The organism is Nostoc cf. commune SO-36 (assembly GCF_023734775.1).
GTDB lineage: Bacteria > Cyanobacteriota > Cyanobacteriia > Cyanobacteriales > Nostocaceae > Nostoc > Nostoc commune_A.
The window spans coordinates 6,668,030-6,690,589 of record NZ_AP025732.1 but is presented as its reverse complement, the minus strand read 5'-3'; the positions used below and the strand labels follow the sequence as shown (position 1 = coordinate 6,690,589).

The 22,560-nt window shown below is 40.7% G+C and carries 19 protein-coding genes and 1 CRISPR repeat array; of the genes, 7 read left to right on the top strand and 12 right to left on the bottom strand.

Annotation, left to right across the window (positions count from 1 at the left end; translation table 11 throughout):
- Nucleotides 1-31: 31 nt before the first annotated feature.
- Complete coding sequence (locus ANSO36C_RS30135; RefSeq protein WP_251957751.1) at nt 32-511, bottom strand: hypothetical protein; 480 nt, start codon at nt 509-511, stop codon at nt 32-34.
- A gap of 320 nt (nt 512-831) precedes the next feature.
- Here ANSO36C_RS30135 and bioU point away from each other — a divergent pair, with 320 nt between their 5' ends.
- Together bioU and ANSO36C_RS30125 are read left to right on the top strand one after the other, a co-directional pair.
- Complete coding sequence (gene bioU / locus ANSO36C_RS30130) at nt 832-1,854, top strand: (S)-8-amino-7-oxononanoate synthase BioU (protein ID WP_251957750.1); 1,023 nt, start codon at nt 832-834, stop codon at nt 1,852-1,854.
- Nucleotides 1,855-1,938: 84 nt separating this feature from the next.
- Nucleotides 1,939-2,853, top strand: coding sequence for an alpha/beta fold hydrolase (locus tag ANSO36C_RS30125; RefSeq protein WP_251957749.1), 915 nt, complete (start codon nt 1,939-1,941; stop codon nt 2,851-2,853).
- A 96-nt stretch (nt 2,854-2,949) separates the two neighbouring features.
- On the opposite strand, the gene ANSO36C_RS30120 is transcribed toward ANSO36C_RS30125, so the two are convergent.
- Complete coding sequence (locus tag ANSO36C_RS30120) at nt 2,950-3,315, bottom strand: BON domain-containing protein (RefSeq protein WP_190943037.1); 366 nt, start codon at nt 3,313-3,315, stop codon at nt 2,950-2,952.
- A 277-nt stretch (nt 3,316-3,592) separates the two neighbouring features.
- Here ANSO36C_RS30120 and ilvN point away from each other — a divergent pair, with 277 nt between their 5' ends.
- Nucleotides 3,593-4,111, top strand: a complete 519-nt coding sequence (gene ilvN / locus ANSO36C_RS30115; RefSeq protein WP_251957748.1) for an acetolactate synthase small subunit — start codon at nt 3,593-3,595, stop codon at nt 4,109-4,111.
- A gap of 615 nt (nt 4,112-4,726) precedes the next feature.
- On the opposite strand, the gene acsF is transcribed toward ilvN, so the two are convergent.
- From acsF to ANSO36C_RS30095, 4 genes are all read right to left on the bottom strand, one after another.
- Nucleotides 4,727-5,782, bottom strand: coding sequence for a magnesium-protoporphyrin IX monomethyl ester (oxidative) cyclase (acsF, locus tag ANSO36C_RS30110; protein WP_251957747.1), 1,056 nt, complete (start codon nt 5,780-5,782; stop codon nt 4,727-4,729).
- A gap of 530 nt (nt 5,783-6,312) precedes the next feature.
- Nucleotides 6,313-7,020 carry an actin-binding WH2 domain-containing protein gene (locus ANSO36C_RS30105; RefSeq protein WP_251957746.1) on the bottom strand — a complete coding sequence of 236 codons (708 nt, stop codon included), beginning with the start codon at nt 7,018-7,020 and terminating at the stop codon, nt 6,313-6,315.
- Between the two features lie 42 nt (nt 7,021-7,062).
- Entirely contained in the window at nt 7,063-7,767 is a 705-nt protein-coding gene (locus tag ANSO36C_RS30100; RefSeq protein WP_251957745.1) for an actin-binding WH2 domain-containing protein, read from the bottom strand.
- Between the two features lie 21 nt (nt 7,768-7,788).
- A complete protein-coding gene (locus ANSO36C_RS30095; protein ID WP_251957744.1) occupies nt 7,789-9,336 on the bottom strand; it encodes an FAD-dependent oxidoreductase in 1,548 nt (515 codons plus the stop codon).
- A gap of 293 nt (nt 9,337-9,629) precedes the next feature.
- On the opposite strand from ANSO36C_RS30095, the gene ANSO36C_RS30090 reads away from it, so the two are divergent.
- From ANSO36C_RS30090 to ANSO36C_RS30075, 4 genes are all read left to right on the top strand, one after another.
- On the top strand, nt 9,630-10,667 hold the full coding sequence (locus ANSO36C_RS30090) for an ABC transporter substrate-binding protein (RefSeq protein ID WP_251957743.1): 1,038 nt from the start codon (nt 9,630-9,632) through the stop codon (nt 10,665-10,667).
- A gap of 50 nt (nt 10,668-10,717) precedes the next feature.
- Nucleotides 10,718-11,512: an ABC transporter permease gene (locus ANSO36C_RS30085; RefSeq protein ID WP_251957742.1), complete on the top strand. Its 795-nt coding sequence runs from the start codon at nt 10,718-10,720 to the stop codon at nt 11,510-11,512.
- Between the two features lie 57 nt (nt 11,513-11,569).
- Nucleotides 11,570-12,364, top strand: coding sequence for an ABC transporter ATP-binding protein (locus ANSO36C_RS30080; RefSeq protein ID WP_251957741.1), 795 nt, complete (start codon nt 11,570-11,572; stop codon nt 12,362-12,364).
- A gap of 142 nt (nt 12,365-12,506) precedes the next feature.
- Nucleotides 12,507-14,024 (top strand): DUF3131 domain-containing protein, encoded by a 1,518-nt coding sequence (locus tag ANSO36C_RS30075; protein ID WP_251960480.1) that lies wholly within the window; start codon nt 12,507-12,509, stop codon nt 14,022-14,024.
- Between the two features lie 242 nt (nt 14,025-14,266).
- Here the strand turns inward: ANSO36C_RS30075 and ANSO36C_RS30070 are convergent, their stop codons facing one another.
- From ANSO36C_RS30070 to ANSO36C_RS30045, 6 genes are all read right to left on the bottom strand, one after another.
- On the bottom strand, nt 14,267-14,809 hold the full coding sequence (locus ANSO36C_RS30070; RefSeq protein WP_251957740.1) for a Uma2 family endonuclease: 543 nt from the start codon (nt 14,807-14,809) through the stop codon (nt 14,267-14,269).
- Between the two features lie 180 nt (nt 14,810-14,989).
- Nucleotides 14,990-16,785: a CRISPR direct-repeat array (repeat unit 37 nt; unit sequence GTTTCAATCCCTAATAGGGATTTTAGGTAATTGCAAT).
- Between the two features lie 459 nt (nt 16,786-17,244).
- A complete protein-coding gene (locus ANSO36C_RS30065) occupies nt 17,245-17,568 on the bottom strand; it encodes a hypothetical protein (RefSeq protein WP_251957739.1) in 324 nt (107 codons plus the stop codon).
- 171 nt (nt 17,569-17,739) lie between these two features.
- Complete coding sequence (locus tag ANSO36C_RS30060) at nt 17,740-17,919, bottom strand: chlorophyll a/b-binding protein (protein WP_251957738.1); 180 nt, start codon at nt 17,917-17,919, stop codon at nt 17,740-17,742.
- Between the two features lie 160 nt (nt 17,920-18,079).
- Nucleotides 18,080-20,302 (bottom strand): FdhF/YdeP family oxidoreductase, encoded by a 2,223-nt coding sequence (locus ANSO36C_RS30055; protein WP_251957737.1) that lies wholly within the window; start codon nt 20,300-20,302, stop codon nt 18,080-18,082.
- A 1,018-nt stretch (nt 20,303-21,320) separates the two neighbouring features.
- Nucleotides 21,321-21,626 carry a hypothetical protein gene (locus ANSO36C_RS30050; RefSeq protein ID WP_251957736.1) on the bottom strand — a complete coding sequence of 102 codons (306 nt, stop codon included), beginning with the start codon at nt 21,624-21,626 and terminating at the stop codon, nt 21,321-21,323.
- Between the two features lie 494 nt (nt 21,627-22,120).
- Nucleotides 22,121-22,414, bottom strand: a complete 294-nt coding sequence (locus tag ANSO36C_RS30045) for a hypothetical protein (RefSeq protein WP_251957735.1) — start codon at nt 22,412-22,414, stop codon at nt 22,121-22,123.
- Nucleotides 22,415-22,560: the final 146 nt, after the last annotated feature.

The window sequence follows — 22,560 nt, the reverse complement described above, 5'->3', positions numbered from 1 at the left end:
GAAGGGAAGTTGTTTTGATTTTAAGTCAACTTTACGGCATGAAATTCATTTGGTTGTTTGGAGGACAGTAAATACTTCTACCAAAAGAATCGCCAGTTTCTGCATCCGTTAATTCCACAAGTTTAGCGTTATCAGTACAGACACTTCTACCTTTAGCCATTCTCAACTCACCCTGGACAAAACCAGTCACTATCCACACCATTCGGTTGTTAGAAATCGATGATTTGTATTCTCCCGTTTTGGCTGCAAATTCCTCGTATGTTGTAAGTTTTGCTTCTGTGATTTGCATCTTACTAGACTTTTTGATAACACCTTCAATCGTAATCAAGCGGCTTGCTGGTAGGCTATTATTTGCAGGATATATTTGTAATCTTGAGTTAAATAGTATTGGTTGATTGACTTGCTTTTTTGTCTGTACTGGTTTAGCTGTGACTGTCTGCACTAGCAATAAACTAGTGGTGCTAGCAAAGACAAAAGCAGATAATGAAGTGATTGTAAAAATATTAACCATAGTGCAAATGCGCTTCATAATGCTCAGAATGCCAACAACTTTATGCACTACTTTAAGCGATCGCTTCTGGTGAGTGCTTGCATCATCGCGCTACAAACTCTATTCTGTAAGAGCATCAAGTTTAGCCAGTATGCTTAAGCCATCTTTTGGGTTGTCAGTTGCTAGAGATAAATATCTGCAATATCAAGCTAAAGAATCGAGGATAATGAATCATAATTAATCTCTATAGCTTTGAGCTATCAGCCATCAGCCACCAGTTCCAAGCTGGAAGCTGAGATGCCGAATACTCAAGGCTTTTGATTCAACTTAACGAATTGACTATGAATTCTGAACAAATCAAAAATTCTCTAAATATTTCGCCAGCTATACGCGTAGGAGTACTGGGTTTTGGCGGACTCGGACAAGCAGCCGCCAAGGTAGTTGCTGGCAAACAAGAAATGATTTTAGTCGCAGCCGCAGATCAAAAAGGCTACGCTTATGCTGCTGAGGGCTTAAATACTGAAAAATCCATTGCAACATATCAGTCTCAGGGTTCCGTGGGTTATTTAGAGCCAATTGGGACATTAACAAATCAAAGTATTCAGGATTTAATCGAAATAGCTCAACCTGTAGATGGGTATTTTTTAGCTTTACCTAACTTGCCAAATGACTTTATTCCCACTGTCGCCAAGCAGTTTATCAAATCTGGTTGGCGTGGGGTATTAGTAGATGCAATTAAACGCACTACTGCTGTAGAACAACTCCTGGCAATGAAAGAGGAACTGCAAGCCGCCGGGATTACCTACATGACAGGATGTGGTGCTACGCCTGGACTGTTAACAGCCGCCGCAGCTTTAGCCGCCCAAAGCTACGCCGAAATTCATCAAGTTGAAATTACCTTTGGGGTAGGAATTGCTAACTGGGAAGCTTACCGCGCCACCGTTCGGGAAGACATCGGCCATATACCTGGTTACACAGTGGAAGCTGCTAGGGCGATGACTGACGCGGAAGTAGAAGCACTGCTAGATAAAACTAATGGCGTGCTTACCTTAACAAATATGGAACACGCAGATGATGTGATGTTAGAAGTAGCAGGGATAGTGGGGCGCGATCGCGTTACAGTTGGTGGTGTAGTCGATACCCGCAATCCCAAAAAGCCTCTCAGCACCAATGTGAAGGTAACAGGACGTACCTTTGAAGGCAAGATTTCTACCCATACCTTTACCCTAGGAGATGAAACCAGCATGGCAGCCAATGTCTGCGGCCCAGCCTTTGGTTATCTCAAAGCTGGTAGACAACTGCACCAACGCGGCATCTATGGAATATTCACCGCCGCCGAAATTATGCCTCAATTTGTTAGGTAAATAAGACATAAGGACTGGGGACTGGGAATACCCAATCCCCAATTCTTATAATAGGATTTCAACACTGATGAATCGGAGGTAAGTGTGACCACTACGGTACACTGGCAGGAACGGGTTGGTAATCAAAGGGATTGGATTTGGCGCGGCTGGCAAACCCGCTACACTTACATTCGCCCTAGTCAAAATGACCACAAGACAACACCCCTAATTCTATTACATGGCTTTGGCGCTTCCATTGGTCATTGGCGACACAATTTAGAGGTGTTAGGTGAGCATCACACAGTTTACGCCATAGATATGCTGGGTTTTGGCGCTTCTGAAAAAGCCGCAGCTAATTACAGCATTGAACTCTGGGTTGAGCAGGTTTACGATTTTTGGAAAACGTTTATCCGTCAACCAGCAATATTAATAGGCAATTCCAACGGTTCACTTATTTCTATGGCAGCAGCCGCTACCCACCCTGATATGGTGCGGGGTATGGTGATGATGAGTTTACCCGACCCGTCATTAGAACAAGAAGCTATTCCTGCTGTGCTGCGTCCACTTGTCACAGCAATTAAAAATATTGTCGCTTCGCCGTTGATACTTAAACCTGTGTTTAACTTCGTGCGCCGTCCTGGGGTGCTGCGTCGCTGGGCTAGTTTGGCCTACGCTAACCCAGAGGCGATTACCGATGAACTGATCGAAATTTTAGCTGGCCCTCCCCAAGACCGGGGTTCGGCTAGGGCGTTTAGTGCTTTGTTCAAAGCTGCGATCGGCATTAATTTTAGTCCCAGTGTCAAGACAGTATTACCAACCTTAACAATTCCCATGCTTTTAATTTGGGGACAAAAAGACCGATTTGTGCCGCCAGCCCTGGCTAGTCAATTTGCCCAATACAATCAAAAATTAGAAGTACTGAATCTGGAGGATGTAGGGCATTGTCCCCATGATGAATGTCCAGAACAAGTCAACCAAGCGATTTTAGATTGGATTGAGAGATGCCTTGGCGTAGGTTAAGCCCGCCGCAGGCATCGCCAAGCATTGGTTGTTCCCTAAATATTATTATGCAATGGGAGCGTAGGCGTAGCCCGCCGTAGGCATTGCGCCAAGCACTTAGCCAATCGTCGCTTGGTTAGTGTCAACATCTGTAGTACCATTCACTGAACGCGCCACAGAAATCATCTTATTGAGAATTTCTTGACTGGGAACTTTACCTTTTAATACCACAGTGCTACCTGTTTGAGCCACCCAAAGGGTATTAACATCATCAAGTTGGGGATCTTGATCAAATGCCAACGCTACCCGCTTGGCTAAACCACTTTGGTCATATTCTCCGCTTAATCCCAGACGTTCTGGGGGTATTGATTGCGTAGCAGTAGCGACATTAGCACTAGGAGCTTGCTGTACAGCTTGTGCAGTCGGATTTACTTCTGCATTTTCAGGTTTTTCCATGCCAAATAGTCTTTTTAACCAACCCATATAACTTTTCTCCTATTAGAGGCTTATTAAGTATGAGTATAAAAGCTTTACAAAAATGCTGCATCTGCCAACAAAAAGATATTTTTTCAATGAAATCAATGAAATTCCTGGTTGCAGTATGATTTTTGCCCAAATTCCTTTTAAAGATATAAAGAGTGCAGCTCTTAAGTTTACAATAGAAGGTCGCACTGACTTTTTTAGTGCGGTAGTACATTTAGCGTAGCCCTTAGCTAGTGTCTGCGTTACTCAATTCCTGCTCTAGCCTCTGTTGGCGAAGATGAAACATACCCTTTCAGTTCTTGTAGAAGATGAGGCGGGTGTTCTTTCCCGCATTTCTGGTTTATTTGCACGTCGTGGCTTTAATATCGAAAGCCTTGCTGTTGGCCCTGCTGAACAAGGAGGAGTCTCCCGAATTACGATGGTTGTCCCTGGTGACGATCGCGTCATCGAGCAACTTACGAAGCAACTGTATAAGTTAGTCAATGTACTTAAAGTACAGGACATTACCGAAACTCCTTGCGTGGAGAGGGAATTGATGCTTTTGAAGGTGAATGCTAGTACCAGCAATCGCTCAGAAGTAATCGAACTGTCTCAAATTTTCCGGGCGCGAGTCGTGGATGTGGCGGAAGATTCTCTCACCTTAGAAGTTGTGGGAGATCCAGGTAAAATGGTAGCGATCGTGCAGGTGTTGCAAAAATTTGGTTTGAGAGAAATCGCCCGCACTGGCAAAGTATCCCTAACTCGTGAGTCGGGGGTGAATACCGAGTTACTCAAATCTTTGGAAGCAAAGGTTTAGTTGGGAATTTAAATCAAGACTCAGAAATACTCAACCGCAAGCACATAAATCGAACTCAGTAGAAATCATAGTGGCAATTGTTACTATGACTTCTGCTTATGAATTAGGGACTTCCAGTTAAAAAAATATTCCATCCCGCAGGGATGCTCCGCGTTCGCGTAAGTAGGGGCGCAAGGCATTCATAGGTGTCAACTTAACGTAAAAACCAGTCTAGAAAAAGCTTTTAGGATTGCCTCGTTCCCCTGCTCCGACTGGGAATGCCTGTCGTTGGGGCTGCCGCCTCAAGACTTGCGGCAGAGCCGCAATTGAAGTGCATTTCCAGCCCAGAGGCTGGAAACGAGATTTGAAAAGGCTTTTAGCTTAAGTTGACACCAATGCAAGGCGTTGCGCCCCTACAAATCTATAAATAATTTGGGATAATATCATGTTCGACTTAATACTTATGTCATTGCGTACCGCCAAGGGCGGAACCCGCAGGGTACGGAGCGCGGCAATCCCAAACCTTTGCGATTACTTCTCTACGAGACGCTCCGCGAACATTCCACTTCGTTGCATTCGCAATGACGTACTATAAGTGATTTGCCGAACATGATATAATTTATTTTTTGCAAGTCCCTAACGAATCGTTCCCAACAGGGCTTCAGTATCAATGGGTTTGATCAGGTAAAGTAACAGTAGATTCCAAACAATTGCTGCAATCAGAGGTAGCTTGCGAATTAGCTTCACCAATTTCAGCCCAGAACTGCGCTCAATCTCTGCAATTTTCAAGTTGTAAGCTGCACAGCGTTGCAGACGTGGGAAAAACTTGGGATGTTCGGTATTCAGCATCACAGGAAAAGCCCGCCCTGCGGTTTCATTGGTATTACGGACAACTTGGAGATCAAATTCTGTAGCATCAAGTCCCAGTGATTTGTAGAACCCGGAACGTTCATGAACTGTCAGGGTGTGGGTAGCAAATACTGATAGCAAGAAAAAGCGACTCCACAGCCTGGCTTTCCAGTTGTTCCAGAGTTGCGGCTGAGAACGCAATAATGCTTTGAATATGTCCCCGTGGCGGTTTTCGTCCTGACACCAGCTCTCAAAGTAGCGAAAAATGGGGTAAAACTGGTTTTCCGGGTGCTTTTCTAAATGCCTGAAAATAATAATGTAACGCCAGTAGCCGATTTTTTCTGATAGGTAAACGGTGTAAAGTACCCACTCAATCGGGAAAAACGTATAGGTGCGGGTTTTGGTGACAGCCCCTAAATCAAGGGAGAGTTTAAAATCAGCCATTGCTTTGTTGAGGAATCCGGCGTGGCGGGCTTCATCACGCGCCATCAGTTGAAATATTTCCGCTAGCACTGGACTACGATTTTTCAGCTTGCGGGATAATTCCTTGAATAGCAAGAAGCCGGAAAACTCAGAAATGCAAGAGCGTTCCAAATACTCGATAAATGCCTGTCTTGCTTCACCCTCAATGTGTTCCCAAGATTGCTCAAACGCTTCATCACGCACAAAATGGTGGCGGTTGTAGTCTGTCCGCATTTCTGTCAACATCGCCTGCAACTGAGTTTCCTGGGCAGACAAATCAAGGTTGGCTGCGGTTTCAAAATCTGTAGTATAAAACCGGGGCGTGAGTACAGTTTCTTTGCTGGGGGTTTTAATTTCTGGCTTGGGTAGGGTGTTAACCATGAGTAATGTGGCGAATCATCAATAGTTCTATAACTATTAAGTTATGACAAATGCAATTATTTTGCTAGACCTCTTTACAATCCTTCAGTAAAGTCGGAAATCCCTTATTTCCAATAAATAAACCATCCATCTTGGGGGACGAGATGCGCGTCCCCCAAGATAATTTGGGCTATTTTTCATTTGGAGTTCCTCTAGAACCGCGAAAATACCAAGGGAAAGCCTTTGAGGAGTGGAGTTTAAATAATTTATTAAGTTTTGAAACTTATCTCTCTAAGATTTGCTCATCGCTACATAGCTATCTAGTGATAAGTATACCTTCACTTAAAGTTTTAGAGTTTTAAGATAGGTCATAATGCCGATAATTCTCTGCAAGAATCTAGAAATCACACAACATTGCTGGCATCACTTACCAATACAATACTCCAGGATCCACGGGAGCGATCGCAAGGTGTAGGTGTACGGTATGCCGCGCATCTACGAGTGTACCTCACGTAAACGACAACCGCTATAAAACAGGTATAACTCTTAGATCAACGCATACCTAAAATTTCGGAAATAGCCCCTATAATATCGAGATAAAAGTTGCCTTTGACTGCCCGAAACAATTCAAATTTAGAGTCAGGCGCACCAAAAAATGGTCTGAGAAACCATCCTAACTGCATACCAACAAAACCATAAAGCAATAACCAGGATCTTAAAATAGTGGTGCGGGTTTTTTTGCCTATCTCATCTTGTTGAGAAAGTAATTGCATTCCTTCATACAGGAATTTAACGCCAAAGATGCCTGTAATGCCAAAAATTAACACATTCAACAATTTAAAAAATTGATAAGAATCGGGTGTGGTAATCAGAAAAAATAGCGTAACTGGAGCCAAGCTGAATAAAAGCACGCTAATCACAGATACAGATGTGAGCAATACAACAAAATGCTGTTGAATACTGCTCCGGGAACCGAATAAAACATTAAAAAAGAATAAAGTTGGGAAACAAATAATCAATGTGATTAAATAGAATGCCGGAAGTTTAATCGCACCAGATAATGCTTGTGCCCAACTGTGGGATGCACCGATAATTGCTCCATAAAGGGCAAAGAAGATAGAACTAGTTACGAACAGAGAACTAATTTTATTTTGTAATCTGATTCCCTGACGAATTTCTTCTAAAAATAACTGGCGATCGCGCAATAAATTAACCAAGACACCAAATTGTTGAATTCCGCGCTTTTGTTTTCCCAACATGATTTTATATGTTATATGTTTTGTTAAATTATCAATAGCTAATTAACGTATTCCCAAGAGATAGCTAATAGCTTGAATCACGCTCAAATAGAAATTACCTTCTCTTTCGCGGAATAGTTGAAAGACAGAATCAGGTGTACCAAAAAATGGTCTGAGAGTCCATCCTAACTGACTGCCTACAAAAGCATAAAGAAATAGCCAAAACTTTAAAATCTTTTGGCGTGTCTTGCTACCTTCATTATCTTGTTCTAAAACTAAACTTGTGGCTTGATATAAAGACGAAACACCAATAAATCCAGTTATGGCAAAGATAAAGACATTTAACAAAATTAAAAATTGGTAATTATTGGTAGTAATTAAGAAAAACAGTGTGATTGGGGCAAAGCTAAATAAAAGTACACTTGTGACTGAAACCGCAGTTAAAACTAATGCTAAATGTTGTGCAAAAGTCCGCTTGGAACCAAAAATAATGTTAGCAAAGTATAATGTCGGGATACAAATCAAAAGTGTGATTAAATAAAGGGCTGGGAGTTTAATGGCGGAAGATATGGCTTGCATCCAGCTATGATATGCACCAATGATTCCGCCATAAGCAGCGATAAATAAGGAACTGCAAACCAGCAGCGAAATGATTTTATTTGGTAATCTTATACCTTGGCGAACTTCCTCTAGAAATCCCTGGCGATCGCGCAGAAATCCAATCAGCACCGCAAAGTATTTTATTCCTAAAGATTTTCGTTCAATCATCTTATCCTCACACAGGTATTTTCAAGTTTCATCTGAGTAATCACCGCCAGATCCATACTTCCAGGCATCAATTAAACGATGCCAATAATATTGTTGTTCATCTGGTTGATTCTTTATCCATGTTTCTAGCATTGGACTTAACCAAAACAAGGTAGTGTATACACCTAAATTACTGTAATGTAACATCCAATCTAACAAACTTGCCAATCCTACTTGCGGAATTATTTTGGCAACTAATATAGGATGATATAAACCAGTTTTTAACAGTGTTTGCGTTAATGCCGAAAACTGCACTATATCCTGTAAAAATGGTTTTAATACTGGTGTACCCAACTGTTGCATTTCCTGAAATACCGCCGAGAGTAGTTGGTTAATTTGATCAGGGGCAATTTTCTGATTGACACCAACACTCATTGCCCTCTGAAACAACCAAGTAACAGTCAAACTTGGCTGATAGGGTTGCAGCAGTGCTAAGGATTTTGCAGATAATTGTTCTGTTTCCAGCGCTTCGTAAATACCATAAGTCAAACGCTTCAGGTGACGCACCATTGCCCCAAAACCACCAAAACTCAAGGGAGATTGACTACCACTACTATCTCCTGCTGGTAGAATGCGATTCCAAGGCGTTTTTAGCGGACTTTGGCGATAGGTGGGAAAAAAACCAAATAGCGCCCGTTGAAATTTCAGCTTGCTCAATTCCACTCCCTGATATTCTGGTAAAAGACGCAGATATTCCTCAAATAAAGCTTCCAAACTCAAACGTTGAGGATCTGCATCCATGTAGGTAAATAAGTAAGTGGTTCTGCCATCTCTGGCTGGAAAAGCTTCCCAAAAGTATTGACATTGATTCTGCAAAGATGTGAATGACAATAACAAATCGCCTGAGTTATTTTCTGGAAAACCTTGGGCACAACTTCCGACAACTAAGCATAAGGCATCTGGTTTTTTTCCTTGACGTGCTTGTTGAGTGATGGGTGAAAAATGCCCCATTGCATCGATTAATAACCGAGTTTTAAATTGGTTATTTACCATCACCCCATCTGGATGAACTACCGCTTCGGTAAAGGGTGTGTTTTCTAACAACTTTCCACCAGCGCTGAGAAATCGGGTTTTTAAGGTAGCCAATAGATAAACTGGATCTACGCCGATATTCAAAACATCTTCTACCCAAACTTCTGTACCGCCATCAAAACTAACTCGCGCTGGGTTATATTGAGTTGCGATCGCACTCTTTAATTCATCCTCAGTCAGCAAGTTTAGTTCCACAAACACATCTAATTCTTTGCGAGAAATATTCCATTCTTGTTCCCTCCCCCGCAAAATTCCCCGTTCCATCAACGCCACTCGCAGTCCTTTCACCGCCAAGGCGCAACCAATTAAAATACCTAAAGTGCCACCGCAGATAACCACATCAAAGTCTACAACACCTAAAGGCTGTTGATTTTCTTTAACCAAGGTTGGGACAGATGCGGAGTTTTCTCGCAGAGATGTGAGGAGGCGATCGCCTTGGCGCAACCCTGCTAAAACATCGCCGGGTAGTTGGGAAAGGATTTCTTCAGTTAAAGACATTTTGGAAAAACTCAACTCTACATTCCAAAACTACCTCAATCAAAAGACCACTTAAAGGTTTTAGTACACACAACTTCTAAAAGCATAGCTTGACTCATTCTCAGTTTCCGACTGGCTATGGCAGCTAAAAGCGATCGCGCGGGGGTCAACGCCCTATTTGGATAATTTAGAGATTTTTGTAACTTATAATACTTTTTGTCTCATTTTGATGTGTATAAACTTGAGTATAAAAAACTGAAAGCAAAAGCCATTACTAGCAATCAAGTAAAAAATTAATAGCTTTTAAAAATATAATGATTATTCGCCAGGTATCATCTCTATTCACAGCTTTTTTACTCACTCTTTTTATCGCCATTAGTTGTACTCCTAACCAGCAGACTTCTACACCGCAAAATCCTAATACATCAGTCAAAACTGCACTAATTTCTGTTGGTTTTAGTGCTTGGCCAGGTTGGTTTCCTTGGCAAGTTTCTCAAGAAGAAAAATTATTTGAGACGAATAAAGTTAATGTAGATTTAAAGTGGTTTGATGGCTATTTAGATTCTATCAACGCCTTACGAGCAGGTCAACTAAATGCCAATACCCAAACCTTGAATGATACCATTAGCTCAGTGGCAGCAGGCTCAGATCAAGTAATCGTTTTAATCAACGATAATTCGACAGGGAACGATAAAATTATTGTCCGAGAAGGAATAAATAGTATTGCCGACCTCAAAGGTAAAAAAGTTGCTGTTGAAGAGGGAACAGTTGACCATTTTTTATTATTGCTAGGTTTGCAAAAAGCAGGTTTAACCCAAGCTGATATTCAGTTTCAACCACTAGAAACAGGTGCAGCATCAGCAGCTTTTGTTGCAGGTCAAGTTGATGCCGTCGGAGTTTTTGCACCTTTCACTACAAAGGCTTTATCACGTTCTGGCAGCAAAGAATTATTTAGTTCTAAAGATTTTCCTGGTGCGATTCCTGACCATTTAGTTGTGACTCGCAAACTCATTAATGAACGTCCGCAAGATGTACAAGCTTTAATAAATACTTGGTTCGCTACTTTAGATTTTATCAAAGCTAGCCCAGACAAAGCTTACGAAATTATGGCGAAACGCGCTGGTGTGTCAGTTGCAGAATATAAAGCATACAACTCCGGCACGAAAATATTTTCAATAGAAGACAATTTGCAAGCTTTTAGTCCCGGTAAAGACATGAAATCGCTAAGTTACGCTGCCGAGAAAATTAGTAAATTTCTTGTTGAAGCTGGTTTGACAAAACAAGCACCTAATCTTCAAAAAGTTTTTGATGATCGCTTTGTCAAAGCCTATGCCGCGAAGCAAAAATCATGAATCAATTTGCTGACGATTTGTAAAAAATAAACTTCAAACATTTTCATAAAATGTTATCACAAACTGTTTTTTGGCGCATTGCTGAAGAGATACCTAAAAAATTAGCTTGGACTTTAATGTTCTTGTCCATCGCTATTCCTATACTTCTGTGGTGGGTTATTTCTAATACTGGATTAATACCATCATTATTTCTTCCTACTCCTGGTGAAGTGTGGGGTGCATTTCAAAGGCTTTTAGCAAGTGGCGATTTACAAAAAGATATTGCCTTTAGCTTGTTTCGCGTCATAGCTGGTTTTTCGCTGGCGGCAATTGTTTCTATTCCTTTAGGTACTTTAATGGGGACTTTTCCCAGTATCAGGGCATTGTTAGAACCGATTATTGGGATTGTGCGCTATATGCCAGCCCCAGCTTTTATACCCTTACTAATTTTATATCTGGGACTAGGAGAAATACCTAAAATTATGCTGATTTTTATCGGCACACTGTTTTTTAATACCTTAATGGTAATGGATGCAGTCAAATTTGTTCCTCAGCATTTATTAGAAACTACTTATACTTTAGGAGGTCAAAGAAAACAAGTTTTATTACAAGTTATTTTACCTTTTATTCTGCCTAATATTATTGATGCTTGTCGCGTTAATATGGCAGCGTCTTGGAACTTAGTGATTGTTTCCGAATTAGTAGCAGCTACAGAAGGTTTAGGACGTAGAATTAGTGTAGCTCAAAGATATCTGAAAACAGATGAAATTTTTGCTGGTTTGATTGTAATTGGCTTGATTGGTTTAGGAATTGATCTGTTGTTTAGGTTGTTATTACGTGTATCTTGTAAGTGGGCTAAAGATTAGAATAATTCGTAATTTTTATTTCAACTTGCAGAAAATAATATAAAAAATGGAATTTTTATGCATCTAGAGGTTAATCAACTCCATAAACAGTTTCAAACTAAACGCGGTTTGTTGACTGTATTAAAAAACATCAATTTGTATGTAGAAGAAGGTGAGTTTGTCTGTGCAGTGGGAGCAAGTGGTTGTGGTAAATCAACTTTGCTACGGTCAATTGCAGGATTAGATATTCCGACTGCGGGAAATATCTTGGTTGATGGGGTACGCGTGACAGGGCCAGGGTGCGATCGCGGCATGGTATTTCAAAGCTACACTCTCTATCCCTGGATGAGTGTTATGGAAAATGTCGCATTTGGCTTAAAGTTACAAGGTGTACCTCAAGCCAAGCGACGGCAACAAGCTGCTTATTATTTAGAAGTAGTGGGATTGTCAGAATTTGCGAAAGCGCTACCACAGGAACTATCTGGTGGAATGAAACAACGGGTAGCGATCGCTCGTGCTTTAGCATCAAAACCCAAAATTTTACTTATGGATGAACCTTTTGGTGCATTGGATGTGCAGACAAAAGAATCAATGCAGCAATTTCTCCTAGAAATTTGGCGTACCACAAATACTACAATTTTGATGATTACTCACGATGTTGAAGAAGCAATTTTTCTATCTCAACGCATCTACGTGTTAAGCGCCCGACCAGGCACAATTAAGCAAGAATTGCAAATCCAATTGCCAAACAAATCTGATCCTCAAATCAAGCGTTATCACATATTTCAGAAATACAAGGATCAAGTAATGAGTCTATTAACTGACGGGAGTATGCCAGTTTTTTGCACAGAGGGCGAAAGTCACTCAGGATAATTAAGATGAGTGTATTTACTTAACTGATGACCCCTAGTAATAGTCAGGTGGACTTTGTGTTAGTTAGATTCCAAAGTTGGGAAGAATGTATTTGGTGAAACTACGCAAACACGCTGACTTACAAAATAAGGCTTTAATCAGTATGAGTTCTGATTTTCAACCACCACCTAAGAACTTGTCCATACTAGCTTCTGTTGGGGGAGTAGTTACGGCTATTATAGCGATCGCAATTTTAAATGGTTGGTCTAAGCAACTTTCCAAAACTTCTATAGAAAAACCTAAAATATCAACATCCGAAACTGCTTCACAGCAGTTGGTAGAACCCAAGAAACCCCAAAGCCTTGCCTCTGGTGCTAAAGCAGCTGAAATAGTTGCCAGTCTTGATGCTAAATCTGTAATTTTGCCAGGTCAACCTATTCCTAAGAACCAACTAACAGTAGCCATAATTCCATACATTGCTCCTGGAGTTGGAAAACTGACTCCAGAGGAAATGGCAACTGCCCGTATTGCTTGGTCATACTTCCAGCGCAACTGGAACGATGAAACTGGCTTGGTCAATTCAGTTGATGGCTTTGCCTCTGTAAGTATGTGGGATCAGACCGCAGCGATCGCAGCCTTAGTTAGTGCTAGAGAACTCAATATCGTGCCTGTGGCTGAATTTGAAGCCAAAATGAGTAAAATGTTGAAAACACTGGCATCAATGCCCTTGTATAAAGGGGAACTACCCAACAAGGTTTACAATGCCAAAACCCTCGTACCCGTCAATTATGGTCAACTAGAAAAACGCGAAGAAATTGGTTGGTCAGCTATCGATTTGGGAAGAATGGCAATCTGGTTAAAGATTGTCGGGGTGAAGTATCCAGAAATGCGATCGCTTTCCACAGACGTTTGGAAACATTGGCAAGTCAAGCGTCTGACTAAAAAGGGGCAAATGTACGGTACTGCCGTTATTAAAGGTAAAGAACAATATAACCAAGAAGGCCGCTTGGGCTATGAAAATTATGCTGCTTATGGTTTAAAGCTTTGGGGTTTGGATGTTAATAAAGCATTGGATTATCAGTCCAATGCTGCCTTTGTTGATCTTTATGGACAGGGAATTCCTTACGATCGCCGTGACTTTAAAAACTCTGGAGCTAATAACTACGTTCTTAGCGAACCCTATATTTTAGATGGTATCGAAACTGGATTTCAAGCTTTGCCGAAAGCTTATGCCGATCGGATTTTAGCTGCTCAAGCAGCGCGTTATGAAGCCACCAAACAATTAACTGCTGTTACCGAAGACAACTTAGATCGTCCTCCATACTTTGTTTACAGCAGCCTATTTGTCAACGGAGAACCTTGGGCAACCATCGCAGATACCCGACAAAAACACAACGATTTGCGGTTTCTCAGTGCCAAAGCTGCGATCGGCTGGCACGTACTTTATAATACTGCCTACACGCAGCAGTTATTTAATTTCGTCCAAGCTAACCTTAACTCTAAAGATGGTTGGTACAACGGCTTTTATGAGTCTCTGCGTCAGCCGAATAAAACTCTCACCGCCAACAATAATGGCGTGATTTTAGAAAGCTTGCTGTATAAACAAGTTGGACAACCACTTACCGTTTGGGCAGGAGTTAAAAGTCAGAAATCAACCCAGAGGGCTATTAGAAGACCATAACTAACAGTTAAGGTTCTGAGATAGTAAGAGTACTCCAAGTAAAAAAATGCTCAGTTGTCATTGCGAGCAAAGCGAAGCAATCGCAAGGGCTGAGATTGCTTCTCTATGAGACGCTCCGCGAACGCTCGCAATGACGGGTTTTGGATCATTTATTTTTTGGAACACTCTAAAAAATTGGCGTTGCATATCGGAAGAACTGTACCTATATAAGTCTATTCATCTCTCCATTCAGCAACGCTACCCTATGGCAAAAGTCTCTGAACGGACACTGTAACATCTGCAAACGCTAATGGTGTAATCGTTCCTTGCTTAATAGTATATTCTTCAACATACTTACCATCTTGAGGGTTTCTGAACACAATCATCTGTTTAGCAGATAAACTTAAAACCCAATATTCTTGAATCTCAGCCGTCGCATAAATCGCAGCCTTAATCTCCAAGTCCTTGTTTAAGCTAGTGTTGGCAACTTCTACAATCCAGAAAATATCTTTAGCAGCAGGATGGCGATCGCTGTAGGATGATTCTGGAAGTCGAACAATCGCAATATCAGGTTCGGGTTCCGACTCGGATAGTGTAATGGCCCCATTGAAGCGGACATCAGCTTTACCTGAGAGCAATTCTTCTAAATATTTTGCACCCCGTTTTGCTGTGGTGTAGTGAATTGGGGTTTCTGGACTCATTTCAACAATTTCGCCTGCTAGCAGTTCTAGATGACGACCACGCAGAATGCCCGCCTCAACCATGCGGTGATAGTCGTCTACAGACCATTTAGCCAGGGTTTTCATAGCAGAACTGCTCACATTCTTGTGATAGACCTAGTTCAATTTTATAGTTGTTGAATTGCGTTTGTGACAATCTAAAAATACGATCGCCATCTTTGGCTAAGTAAGTGGGCGTAAATAAATATAATATGTTCTGTCAATTGCAATTTTGCGATACACGGCTGCGGCGTAGCGATCGTTTTCGTTTCAATCCCTAATAGGGATTTTAGGTAATTGCAATAGGAAATTAAATACGAACACCCACCTTACGAACCGTTTCAATCCCTAATAGGGATTTTAGGTAATTGCAATTGAATATTTTATCGGCGGGAATATCAAGAAATCTGTTTCAATCCCTAATAGGGATTTTAGGTAATTGCAATTAATTGCAATCTAAATCGGCTGTAACAATCGCTTGGGCTTTCTTGTTTCAATCCCTAATAGGGATTTTAGGTAATTGCAATATCAAAGCTTCGAGTTCTATCACCAGGGAACCCAGTGGTTTCAATCCCTAATAGGGATTTTAGGTAATTGCAATGCTATTTATTCATTAAGTATTAAGAATTTATCGTTTCAATCCCTAATAGGGATTTTAGGTAATTGCAATATAAAGTATGGCATGATAATGTAATAGATAAATCAGTTTCAATCCCTAATAGGGATTTTAGGTAATTGCAATATGAGTGCTTGATGGTAGGCGATCGCCCCGAAAGATAAATCAGTTTCAATCCCTAATAGGGATTTTAGGTAATTGCAATTTATTGATGTGTTCAGCGAACTCTTTTCTGATAGTGCGTTTCAATCCCTAATAGGGATTTTAGGTAATTGCAATTAGAACGGGCCGTGGTGATTGGAGCGAAAGTTAAAGTTTCAATCCCTAATAGGGATTTTAGGTAATTGCAATGTCAGTTGTTCTGATACTGCCATCAGGTTGAATAGTTTCAATCCCTAATAGGGATTTTAGGTAATTGCAATCCTGCGATTTAGTGTAGCTCTGCCTATTTTGAGAATTAGTTTCAATCCCTAATAGGGATTTTAGGTAATTGCAATACACTGGACCCAGCCTTGCATCCGTACCCATACCTCAAGGGTTTCAATCCCTAATAGGGATTTTAGGTAATTGCAATTAGATTGGCAAGTATTTGCTAAGGCTGCCACTGATGTTTCAATCCCTAATAGGGATTTTAGGTAATTGCAATCTCTAGTATTTTCACAGCATTTTCTAGCCTGTTACCTCCCATTGCGTTTCAATCCCTAATAGGGATTTTAGGTAATTGCAATCCCACTAATCTATCTACTGAGAGTTCTGAGTATTTGTTTCAATCCCTAATAGGGATTTTAGGTAATTGCAATAATACTGATACTGATACTGATACAGATACAACTGAGTTTCAATCCCTAATAGGGATTTTAGGTAATTGCAATTTTTGAGCAACCGCCAATCTACTGCTATTATCAGGTTTCAATCCCTAATAGGGATTTTAGGTAATTGCAATAACTTTGTCCGTATTTGTATTAGAAAATGCTAATGTTTCAATCCCTAATAGGGATTTTAGGTAATTGCAATTATTTACTGTGTGCTAGTCAAAGAGCCAGAAAATAGTTTCAATCCCTAATAGGGATTTTAGGTAATTGCAATTTAAGGTTTCCCCAGGGAGGTCTAGGATTTGGTCATGTTTCAATCCCTAATAGGGATTTTAGGTAATTGCAATATTGAAGCCTTCGATGAACTTAGTGGAAGTCCCAGTAGTTTCAATCCCTAATAGGGATTTTAGGTAATTGCAATTAGTTTGTCCCCTCTCCCCGATGATGGCACTGGGTTTCAATCCCTAATAGGGATTTTAGGTAATTGCAATGAACTGGCTACTAGAAGACAATAACCGTAGCATCAAGTTTCAATCCCTAATAGGGATTTTAGGTAATTGCAATCTCAACTACCTGCTTTTCTACCCCAACCTCTTCTGTTTCAATCCCTAATAGGGATTTTAGGTAATTGCAATCGCTGGCTTCTGAAAGCTTTGTCTTATTTGGTTTTCAAGGTTCTATTGCGCGAACATGAAAATAATAACACGAGGAGTTGTGATTTGACTAGAGGCAAATGGCTGAAAACTAGTCCAGGTAAGGTGCGCGAATGGTTTAGAAATACTAATTATCTCAAGTGATTGTATATAGGGCGATTCAGCCATTTTTGTCGTCACCTCTTCCCCAACACCTACCCATCCGCGCATTCAGTGAAAAAACTAATCCGACTCGAAAGCTGCTTACTTTATAAATATCCTACTCGATTAGGTTAGCTGACTTCAAAGCAATGCGTAGATGCTACGCTTACGCAATGCCAACACCATGATGACCTACAGCAGTTTTTGATCAAACCCACCACAAAATAAATCCTAAAACAAATCCCAGTATTGCTTTCAGTACTTTTATCTGTGGCACGTTTGATTGCAATTTGCTGTAACTTACTTGGCAACATCTTCAAAGTCGGTTATGGCACAAGCAAATTCTCTAAAAGCTGTTTTAATCAGAACCTCTTTTGTTCCCCTTTCTAGCGAAGAATTGCGTATGAGGTCTGTTAATTCTATAAACAACAGAGAAAACATAAAACGATCTTGGCGGTCAACTTGTTTCAAGCAAGACGATATAAACTGATAAAGCTCTGTTTTTCTAGGTTTGGTTTGTTCATCCCATATTTGCAACCCAAGCCGAAAAGTTCTCAAGCGGATTTCATTAGTGTTGTAGGACGCGTCTTTGTAGCGAACTGATACGCGCTGGGGTATTTCCATGAGTTTTAGCTATACATATTCGATGTAAAGTAATTATTCAGTTATATTTTGGCTCAACCGGAAAAATCTGAGATTTTGCACCAATCCCAACAACTCCCATAGCTTAGAAACAAATGTCCTTCGTAGAATATATACAGGAACGCACGCCTGTGCGCCCCTGCTATGATCAATTTAGAGAATACCCCAGAAATGGAGTAAGCCTTGACCAGTGAAAGCTTCAATCAAAATCGCAGATAGAAAACCAATCATTGCAAGACGACCGTTCCAATTTTCACTCTGAGGAGTGAAGCCAAAACGCACAGCATTAGGATCTTCTGAAACAATAGGCGCAGGATTGTTAAAACCTGACATGAGTAAAACTCCAAGATTCAAGTGTTATGGCAGTCGTAACTGTCTGTAAAGTAATGTAACAGATGTTTAAAAAAATGCAACAGTAAAACGGACTAAGAACTGGAAATTGGGTAAGGGAGTTCCAGTTAAAAAACATCCTATCTTAGGGGCACAAGGCGTTTCAGATTTTTTCCAGACGCACGATCGCATTATAATCAGGTACACCTTCTAGCGATCGCTTACTTTTATCTAGTAGCACATTCCCTTCTGGCCAATGTACTTGCAAGTTTCCTGACTGAATTGGCGCAATGTAGACTTGACAGAATAACTCGCCTAAATCATTCTTAAGAATGACGCGATCGCTATCTTTTAAACCCAACAGTGCAGCATCAGCAGCATTCATTAGCACCGCCTCTCGCATCGCCCCAGTAATTGCATCCTTACGTTCTTGCACCATACTATTAAATTGTTTGCCTCGGCGCGTTGCTAATAAGAAATAGCCTTCTGGTAATTCTCTTTCGCGTGGCACTAATACCCCAAAATGTGCCTTTCCATCTGGTGTAGGGAAATTCCAACCAAAGCACAAATGTGAGCCACCATATTGAAACTGATCGCCAGCTTGCTGTAAGTGTTGAATACCAGCATATTGTGGGACAACTTGAGCAATTTCTTGACGGATAGCAGCTGTGTCAACAAAAGCCAGCTTATCTGCCAAATCTGGTTTTACCCGCCTTGCCAATTCTAAAAATACTTCCCACTCAGGACGCGCTTCTCCAATACGCGGCCCCGGAATCTCTGGACTGAAAATTACGCGGCGTTCGGTGTTAGTTTCTGTTACTCCCCCTGGTATTTCGTAGCGAGTCGTCGCAGGTAAAAGCACCACAGTATCAGCAGGTTCGACCAACATTTGGCTGGAGAGAACAATATCTATATGTACCCGTAGCGGTATTTGCTTCAGCGCCGCTTCGACATAATCTGGTTCTGGCAGCACTTCTAAAAAATTTCCACCCACGGAAACCAACACATCTAATTGCCCCTGATGTGCAGCGTTAATCATTTCTGGAGCAATTAAACCTTTACTAGCTGGCACTTCAAAGCCCCAATGCTGACTCAATTGAGCAGCATTTTCTGGAGTGATAGGTTTACCACCAGGAAATACTGTGGCGTAACATCCCATTTCAGCACCACCCTGCACCCCAGAGTGGCCACGAATTGGCATTAAACCGCAGCCTTCCCGACCGACAAAACCTTTGGTGAGAGCTAAGTTAATGATACTTCGCACATTATCTTCGCCGCATTCATGCTGAGTAATACCCATACTCCAAACAAATACGGCTTTATTCGCTTCTTTGACCATTTTGGCAAAGGCGTACATTGACTCGCGCGATGTACCAGAAAGTCGCTCTAATTCTTCCCAAGATTGATTTTCTAACGATGCTTTGAGTTGGGCAAAGCCATCTGTATATAAATCTATAAATGACTGGTCTACCCAGTTGTTAGCAATTATATGTTTAATAGTGCCATTCAAAAATGCTATATCCCCGCCCATGTTGATTAAGAAGAAGTCTTCGGCAAACTTTGTACCGAAAACGGCACTTTCTACAATTGAGGGAACCCAGTAGCGCTCCATTCCTGGTTCGCGGTAAGTATTAATAACTACAATCTTTGTGCCAGCTTTTTTTGCATAATGGAGATATTTAACGGTAACAGGCTGATTATTAGCAACATTGGAGCCAATGAAAACTAATAAATCAGTACCAATCCAGTCTTTATAAGAACAAGTCGTAGCCCCTGCACCAAGAGCAGCTTTCAATCCCGCCGTGCTGGGAGAATGGCAAATGCGAGCAGCGTTATCAATATTATTGCTTCCCATTGCCCGCACAGCTTTTTGGGTGGCATAATAAGTTTCGTTGACAGTGCCGCGACTGGTAACATAGAAACTGAGGCGGTCTGGTGTAGTGGAGTGGATGCGATCGCTAATTACCCCTAAAGCTTCATCCCAACTCACACGTCGAAAGCCTTTTTCTCCTCGTTGACGAATCATCGGGTAAGGGAGTCTTCCCAAGTCACGTAATTGGGCACTTTTTTGCTTTTGTAACTGCGAAACATCTGCCAATAACACAGCATCAAAAGCTGGCATCGTATTCATCCGCAACAGCCGCAACCGGACATTGCAGAGATGGATACCATCTAAAGTCCAATCCTTCATCCCAGTTGTTCCAAGAGCGCAACCATCACAGACACCCTTATCGAGAATATTCCACGCATAAGGTAGTTTGTCACGAGACAACCAAATTGCCCGAAATACTTCCCAATAATTGTTGGGGTACTGTTCGCCAATGCCAAAGGGTTTCCAACTTGCCCAGTGCTGGGGTGTCCAGTGTTTTTTGGGTTTGGGTAACATGAGGCAATATGTGTAAGTTGCTGGATTCTCTTAGGCTATCGTTTTGATTACCAAATGAGTAGCAGACAGTTAAAAATCGTTCGGCGTTGCTGAATATGCCAAAAGGAGAAAGTCAAAGCTGTTTTTGAGAAAGAAAAAGCTGCTTTTGCTTGCTGAATATACCGAAATGAGAAAAAAATAGCTGCTTTTGAAAAAGAAAAAGCTGCTTTTGCTTGCTGAATATACTGAAATGAGAAAAAAATAGCTGCTTTTGAGACAGTAAAAGCAGCTTTTGAGAAAGCAATTGCAGATTTTGCTTATTGAATTTAGTGAAAAGATGAAGTTCAGGTAAGTTATTGAAAGCATTCCTTATAATTTCGATGCCTAAGTTAGGTTTTATCCTTGAACACAAGCTACGAATAAATACTTTTAACTTTTTTTAATCCGGGATTAGTAAGAATAAAATTATACTTCAATATGAAAAAAGAAAGGCGATCGCTCTTTGCCAAGAACCTGCGTAGGCGCAGCCCGTCGCAGATATCGCCTTTATGTCAACCTTCAATCAATCTTCTGAAAATTTATGCCCTAACAGGTGTTGGTATTGTTTTTTATACCCCTAACAAACTGAAAATTCTTGCAATCACGTCTGGGTGTCGTAGAATTGCGTTAGCGTAAATTTTACCATATAACTAAGTAATTCTTTTTATCTCATCTTCCCAATCTACACAGCTTCTTCTAGCCTATAGACCATATCTAAAGGACATAAATAGCATCTAAAGTTGTTACTCTATATTGTTGCTATTTCTATTTATCCATAAATTTAAGCAATATTTTATACTAACATTCAAGAGAAGATAAAAAAGTTAAACAACTACATTAAGAGACAGTTAAGAAAGTTAAGAGAATTAAAATAGTTAAAAAAATTAATAAAAGAAGAGATTAGTTGTTTCTTTTTTTACTTTCAAAAGCAGTAGTTGAAATAAAAATCCCTGCCACAGATAGTTGACAGGGATAGCAATTTTGAGATGCGGCTTGTCTCTTAACTAACAAAATCTTTGTGGGCAGCGACAAGCATTTGAGCTTGTCTTAAAACGTTTCCGAATAAATAAAAAGGAATCTGCCAAGCTGCAACGGTAACTTCTTTGACTATATCCTGTACGCTAATTGCGATTAATTCATGCTCTGGCGGCTCTCCTTCAACTGTACCAGACCAAGTAAAAGCTAATAAGAAATCATCCTCTCCAGGCAAGGATGCAATTAAGCATTCTTCTGGTGTTGGCTGGCAAATAATTCCATAATCATTTGCAAGTTCTACTAGTCTTTGAAATTTGTTTACGTTTGTCATTTGTTCTTGGGATGTAATTAAATCTCAGTTTTAGAAGAAATCATATTTTTAACTCCAGAACTCAAGTGAGTTGCTTCATAGCAGAAATTACGAATTATTAATTATTCGTTGAAAGTTACGAGTTATTGGAGTTAGATCGGGCTTAAGTCCAAAATCTTAGCGCGATCGCTTGGTTGCATCAGCAACAATTGTTACTGTTTTAAAAAATCTTAGACTACCTACTTTTTCGGTTGACCCTGTTTACATACACCTCCCTTTGTTACCATTTCAATATTGATGCTCTAATCTCACCCAGGCTGACGCAGTGCATTAAGAATTGCGTAGACGCCTAGCGGCTTGTCGTCAGACATCGCTTTTGGGGGAACATCTGTAAACCGAAGCACAAAAAGATGCTAATCAACATGAGACTGTTGAATCACCTTGTCATAGATGTGTTCTTCTTCTATAGACGGTTCTGCTTCAATTAATAACTTCAGTTTGAGATTACTCAAGAGTTATAAAGAATGTGGCGATGTCTGCTGACAAGACGCTGGGCGTCTACGCAATTGCGCCCCTTTTTCAGAGAGGCTAATCAATGCTCCTAAAAATACTGTTCTCGCTGCATCTTTTACCTGCAAAATGGTATATTTTACAGGTATTTCTCGATTGAGAACAATTATTTTTTCATCATCATTAGGCAAGAATAAATTATATTTACCGCCAATGCCACGAATTTCACAAATTGTCACAAGGTGTTTTATTCCTTTAGGTTCTATTTGTATTTGCCCAGCAATTTGAAGGTCGTCCATTTCATATTGATAATGCCTGAGTTCTAAATTAATCAGGTGAATAAATCAAGTATTCCCAAAAGCACAGTCAGATTACACCCTATATTCAGATAGTAAAAATTACTAAAACTTTCTCTTTGCTCCCCCTGACTCCCCTGCCCCTTTTG

Excerpts from the sequence above, each read along its gene's own strand:
- ANSO36C_RS30135 (WP_251957751.1), bottom strand. The coding sequence starts at position 511 with ATGGTTAATATTTTTACAATCACTTCATTATCTGCTTTTGTCTTTGCT.
- bioU (WP_251957750.1), top strand. The coding sequence starts at position 832 with ATGAATTCTGAACAAATCAAAAATTCTCTAAATATTTCGCCAGCTATA.
- ANSO36C_RS30120 (WP_190943037.1), bottom strand. The coding sequence starts at position 3,315 with ATGGGTTGGTTAAAAAGACTATTTGGCATGGAAAAACCTGAAAATGCA.
- ilvN (WP_251957748.1), top strand. The coding sequence starts at position 3,593 with ATGAAACATACCCTTTCAGTTCTTGTAGAAGATGAGGCGGGTGTTCTT.
- acsF (WP_251957747.1), bottom strand. The coding sequence starts at position 5,782 with ATGGTTAACACCCTACCCAAGCCAGAAATTAAAACCCCCAGCAAAGAA.
- ANSO36C_RS30105 (WP_251957746.1), bottom strand. The coding sequence starts at position 7,020 with ATGTTGGGAAAACAAAAGCGCGGAATTCAACAATTTGGTGTCTTGGTT.
- ANSO36C_RS30100 (WP_251957745.1), bottom strand. The coding sequence starts at position 7,767 with ATGATTGAACGAAAATCTTTAGGAATAAAATACTTTGCGGTGCTGATT.
- ANSO36C_RS30095 (WP_251957744.1), bottom strand. The coding sequence starts at position 9,336 with ATGTCTTTAACTGAAGAAATCCTTTCCCAACTACCCGGCGATGTTTTA.
- ANSO36C_RS30090 (WP_251957743.1), top strand. The coding sequence starts at position 9,630 with ATGATTATTCGCCAGGTATCATCTCTATTCACAGCTTTTTTACTCACT.
- ANSO36C_RS30085 (WP_251957742.1), top strand. The coding sequence starts at position 10,718 with ATGTTATCACAAACTGTTTTTTGGCGCATTGCTGAAGAGATACCTAAA.
- ANSO36C_RS30080 (WP_251957741.1), top strand. The coding sequence starts at position 11,570 with ATGCATCTAGAGGTTAATCAACTCCATAAACAGTTTCAAACTAAACGC.
- ANSO36C_RS30075 (WP_251960480.1), top strand. The coding sequence starts at position 12,507 with ATGAGTTCTGATTTTCAACCACCACCTAAGAACTTGTCCATACTAGCT.
- ANSO36C_RS30070 (WP_251957740.1), bottom strand. The coding sequence starts at position 14,809 with ATGAAAACCCTGGCTAAATGGTCTGTAGACGACTATCACCGCATGGTT.
- ANSO36C_RS30065 (WP_251957739.1), bottom strand. The coding sequence starts at position 17,568 with ATGGAAATACCCCAGCGCGTATCAGTTCGCTACAAAGACGCGTCCTAC.
- ANSO36C_RS30060 (WP_251957738.1), bottom strand. The coding sequence starts at position 17,919 with ATGTCAGGTTTTAACAATCCTGCGCCTATTGTTTCAGAAGATCCTAAT.
- ANSO36C_RS30055 (WP_251957737.1), bottom strand. The coding sequence starts at position 20,302 with ATGTTACCCAAACCCAAAAAACACTGGACACCCCAGCACTGGGCAAGT.
- ANSO36C_RS30050 (WP_251957736.1), bottom strand. The coding sequence starts at position 21,626 with ATGACAAACGTAAACAAATTTCAAAGACTAGTAGAACTTGCAAATGAT.
- ANSO36C_RS30045 (WP_251957735.1), bottom strand. The coding sequence starts at position 22,414 with ATGGACGACCTTCAAATTGCTGGGCAAATACAAATAGAACCTAAAGGA.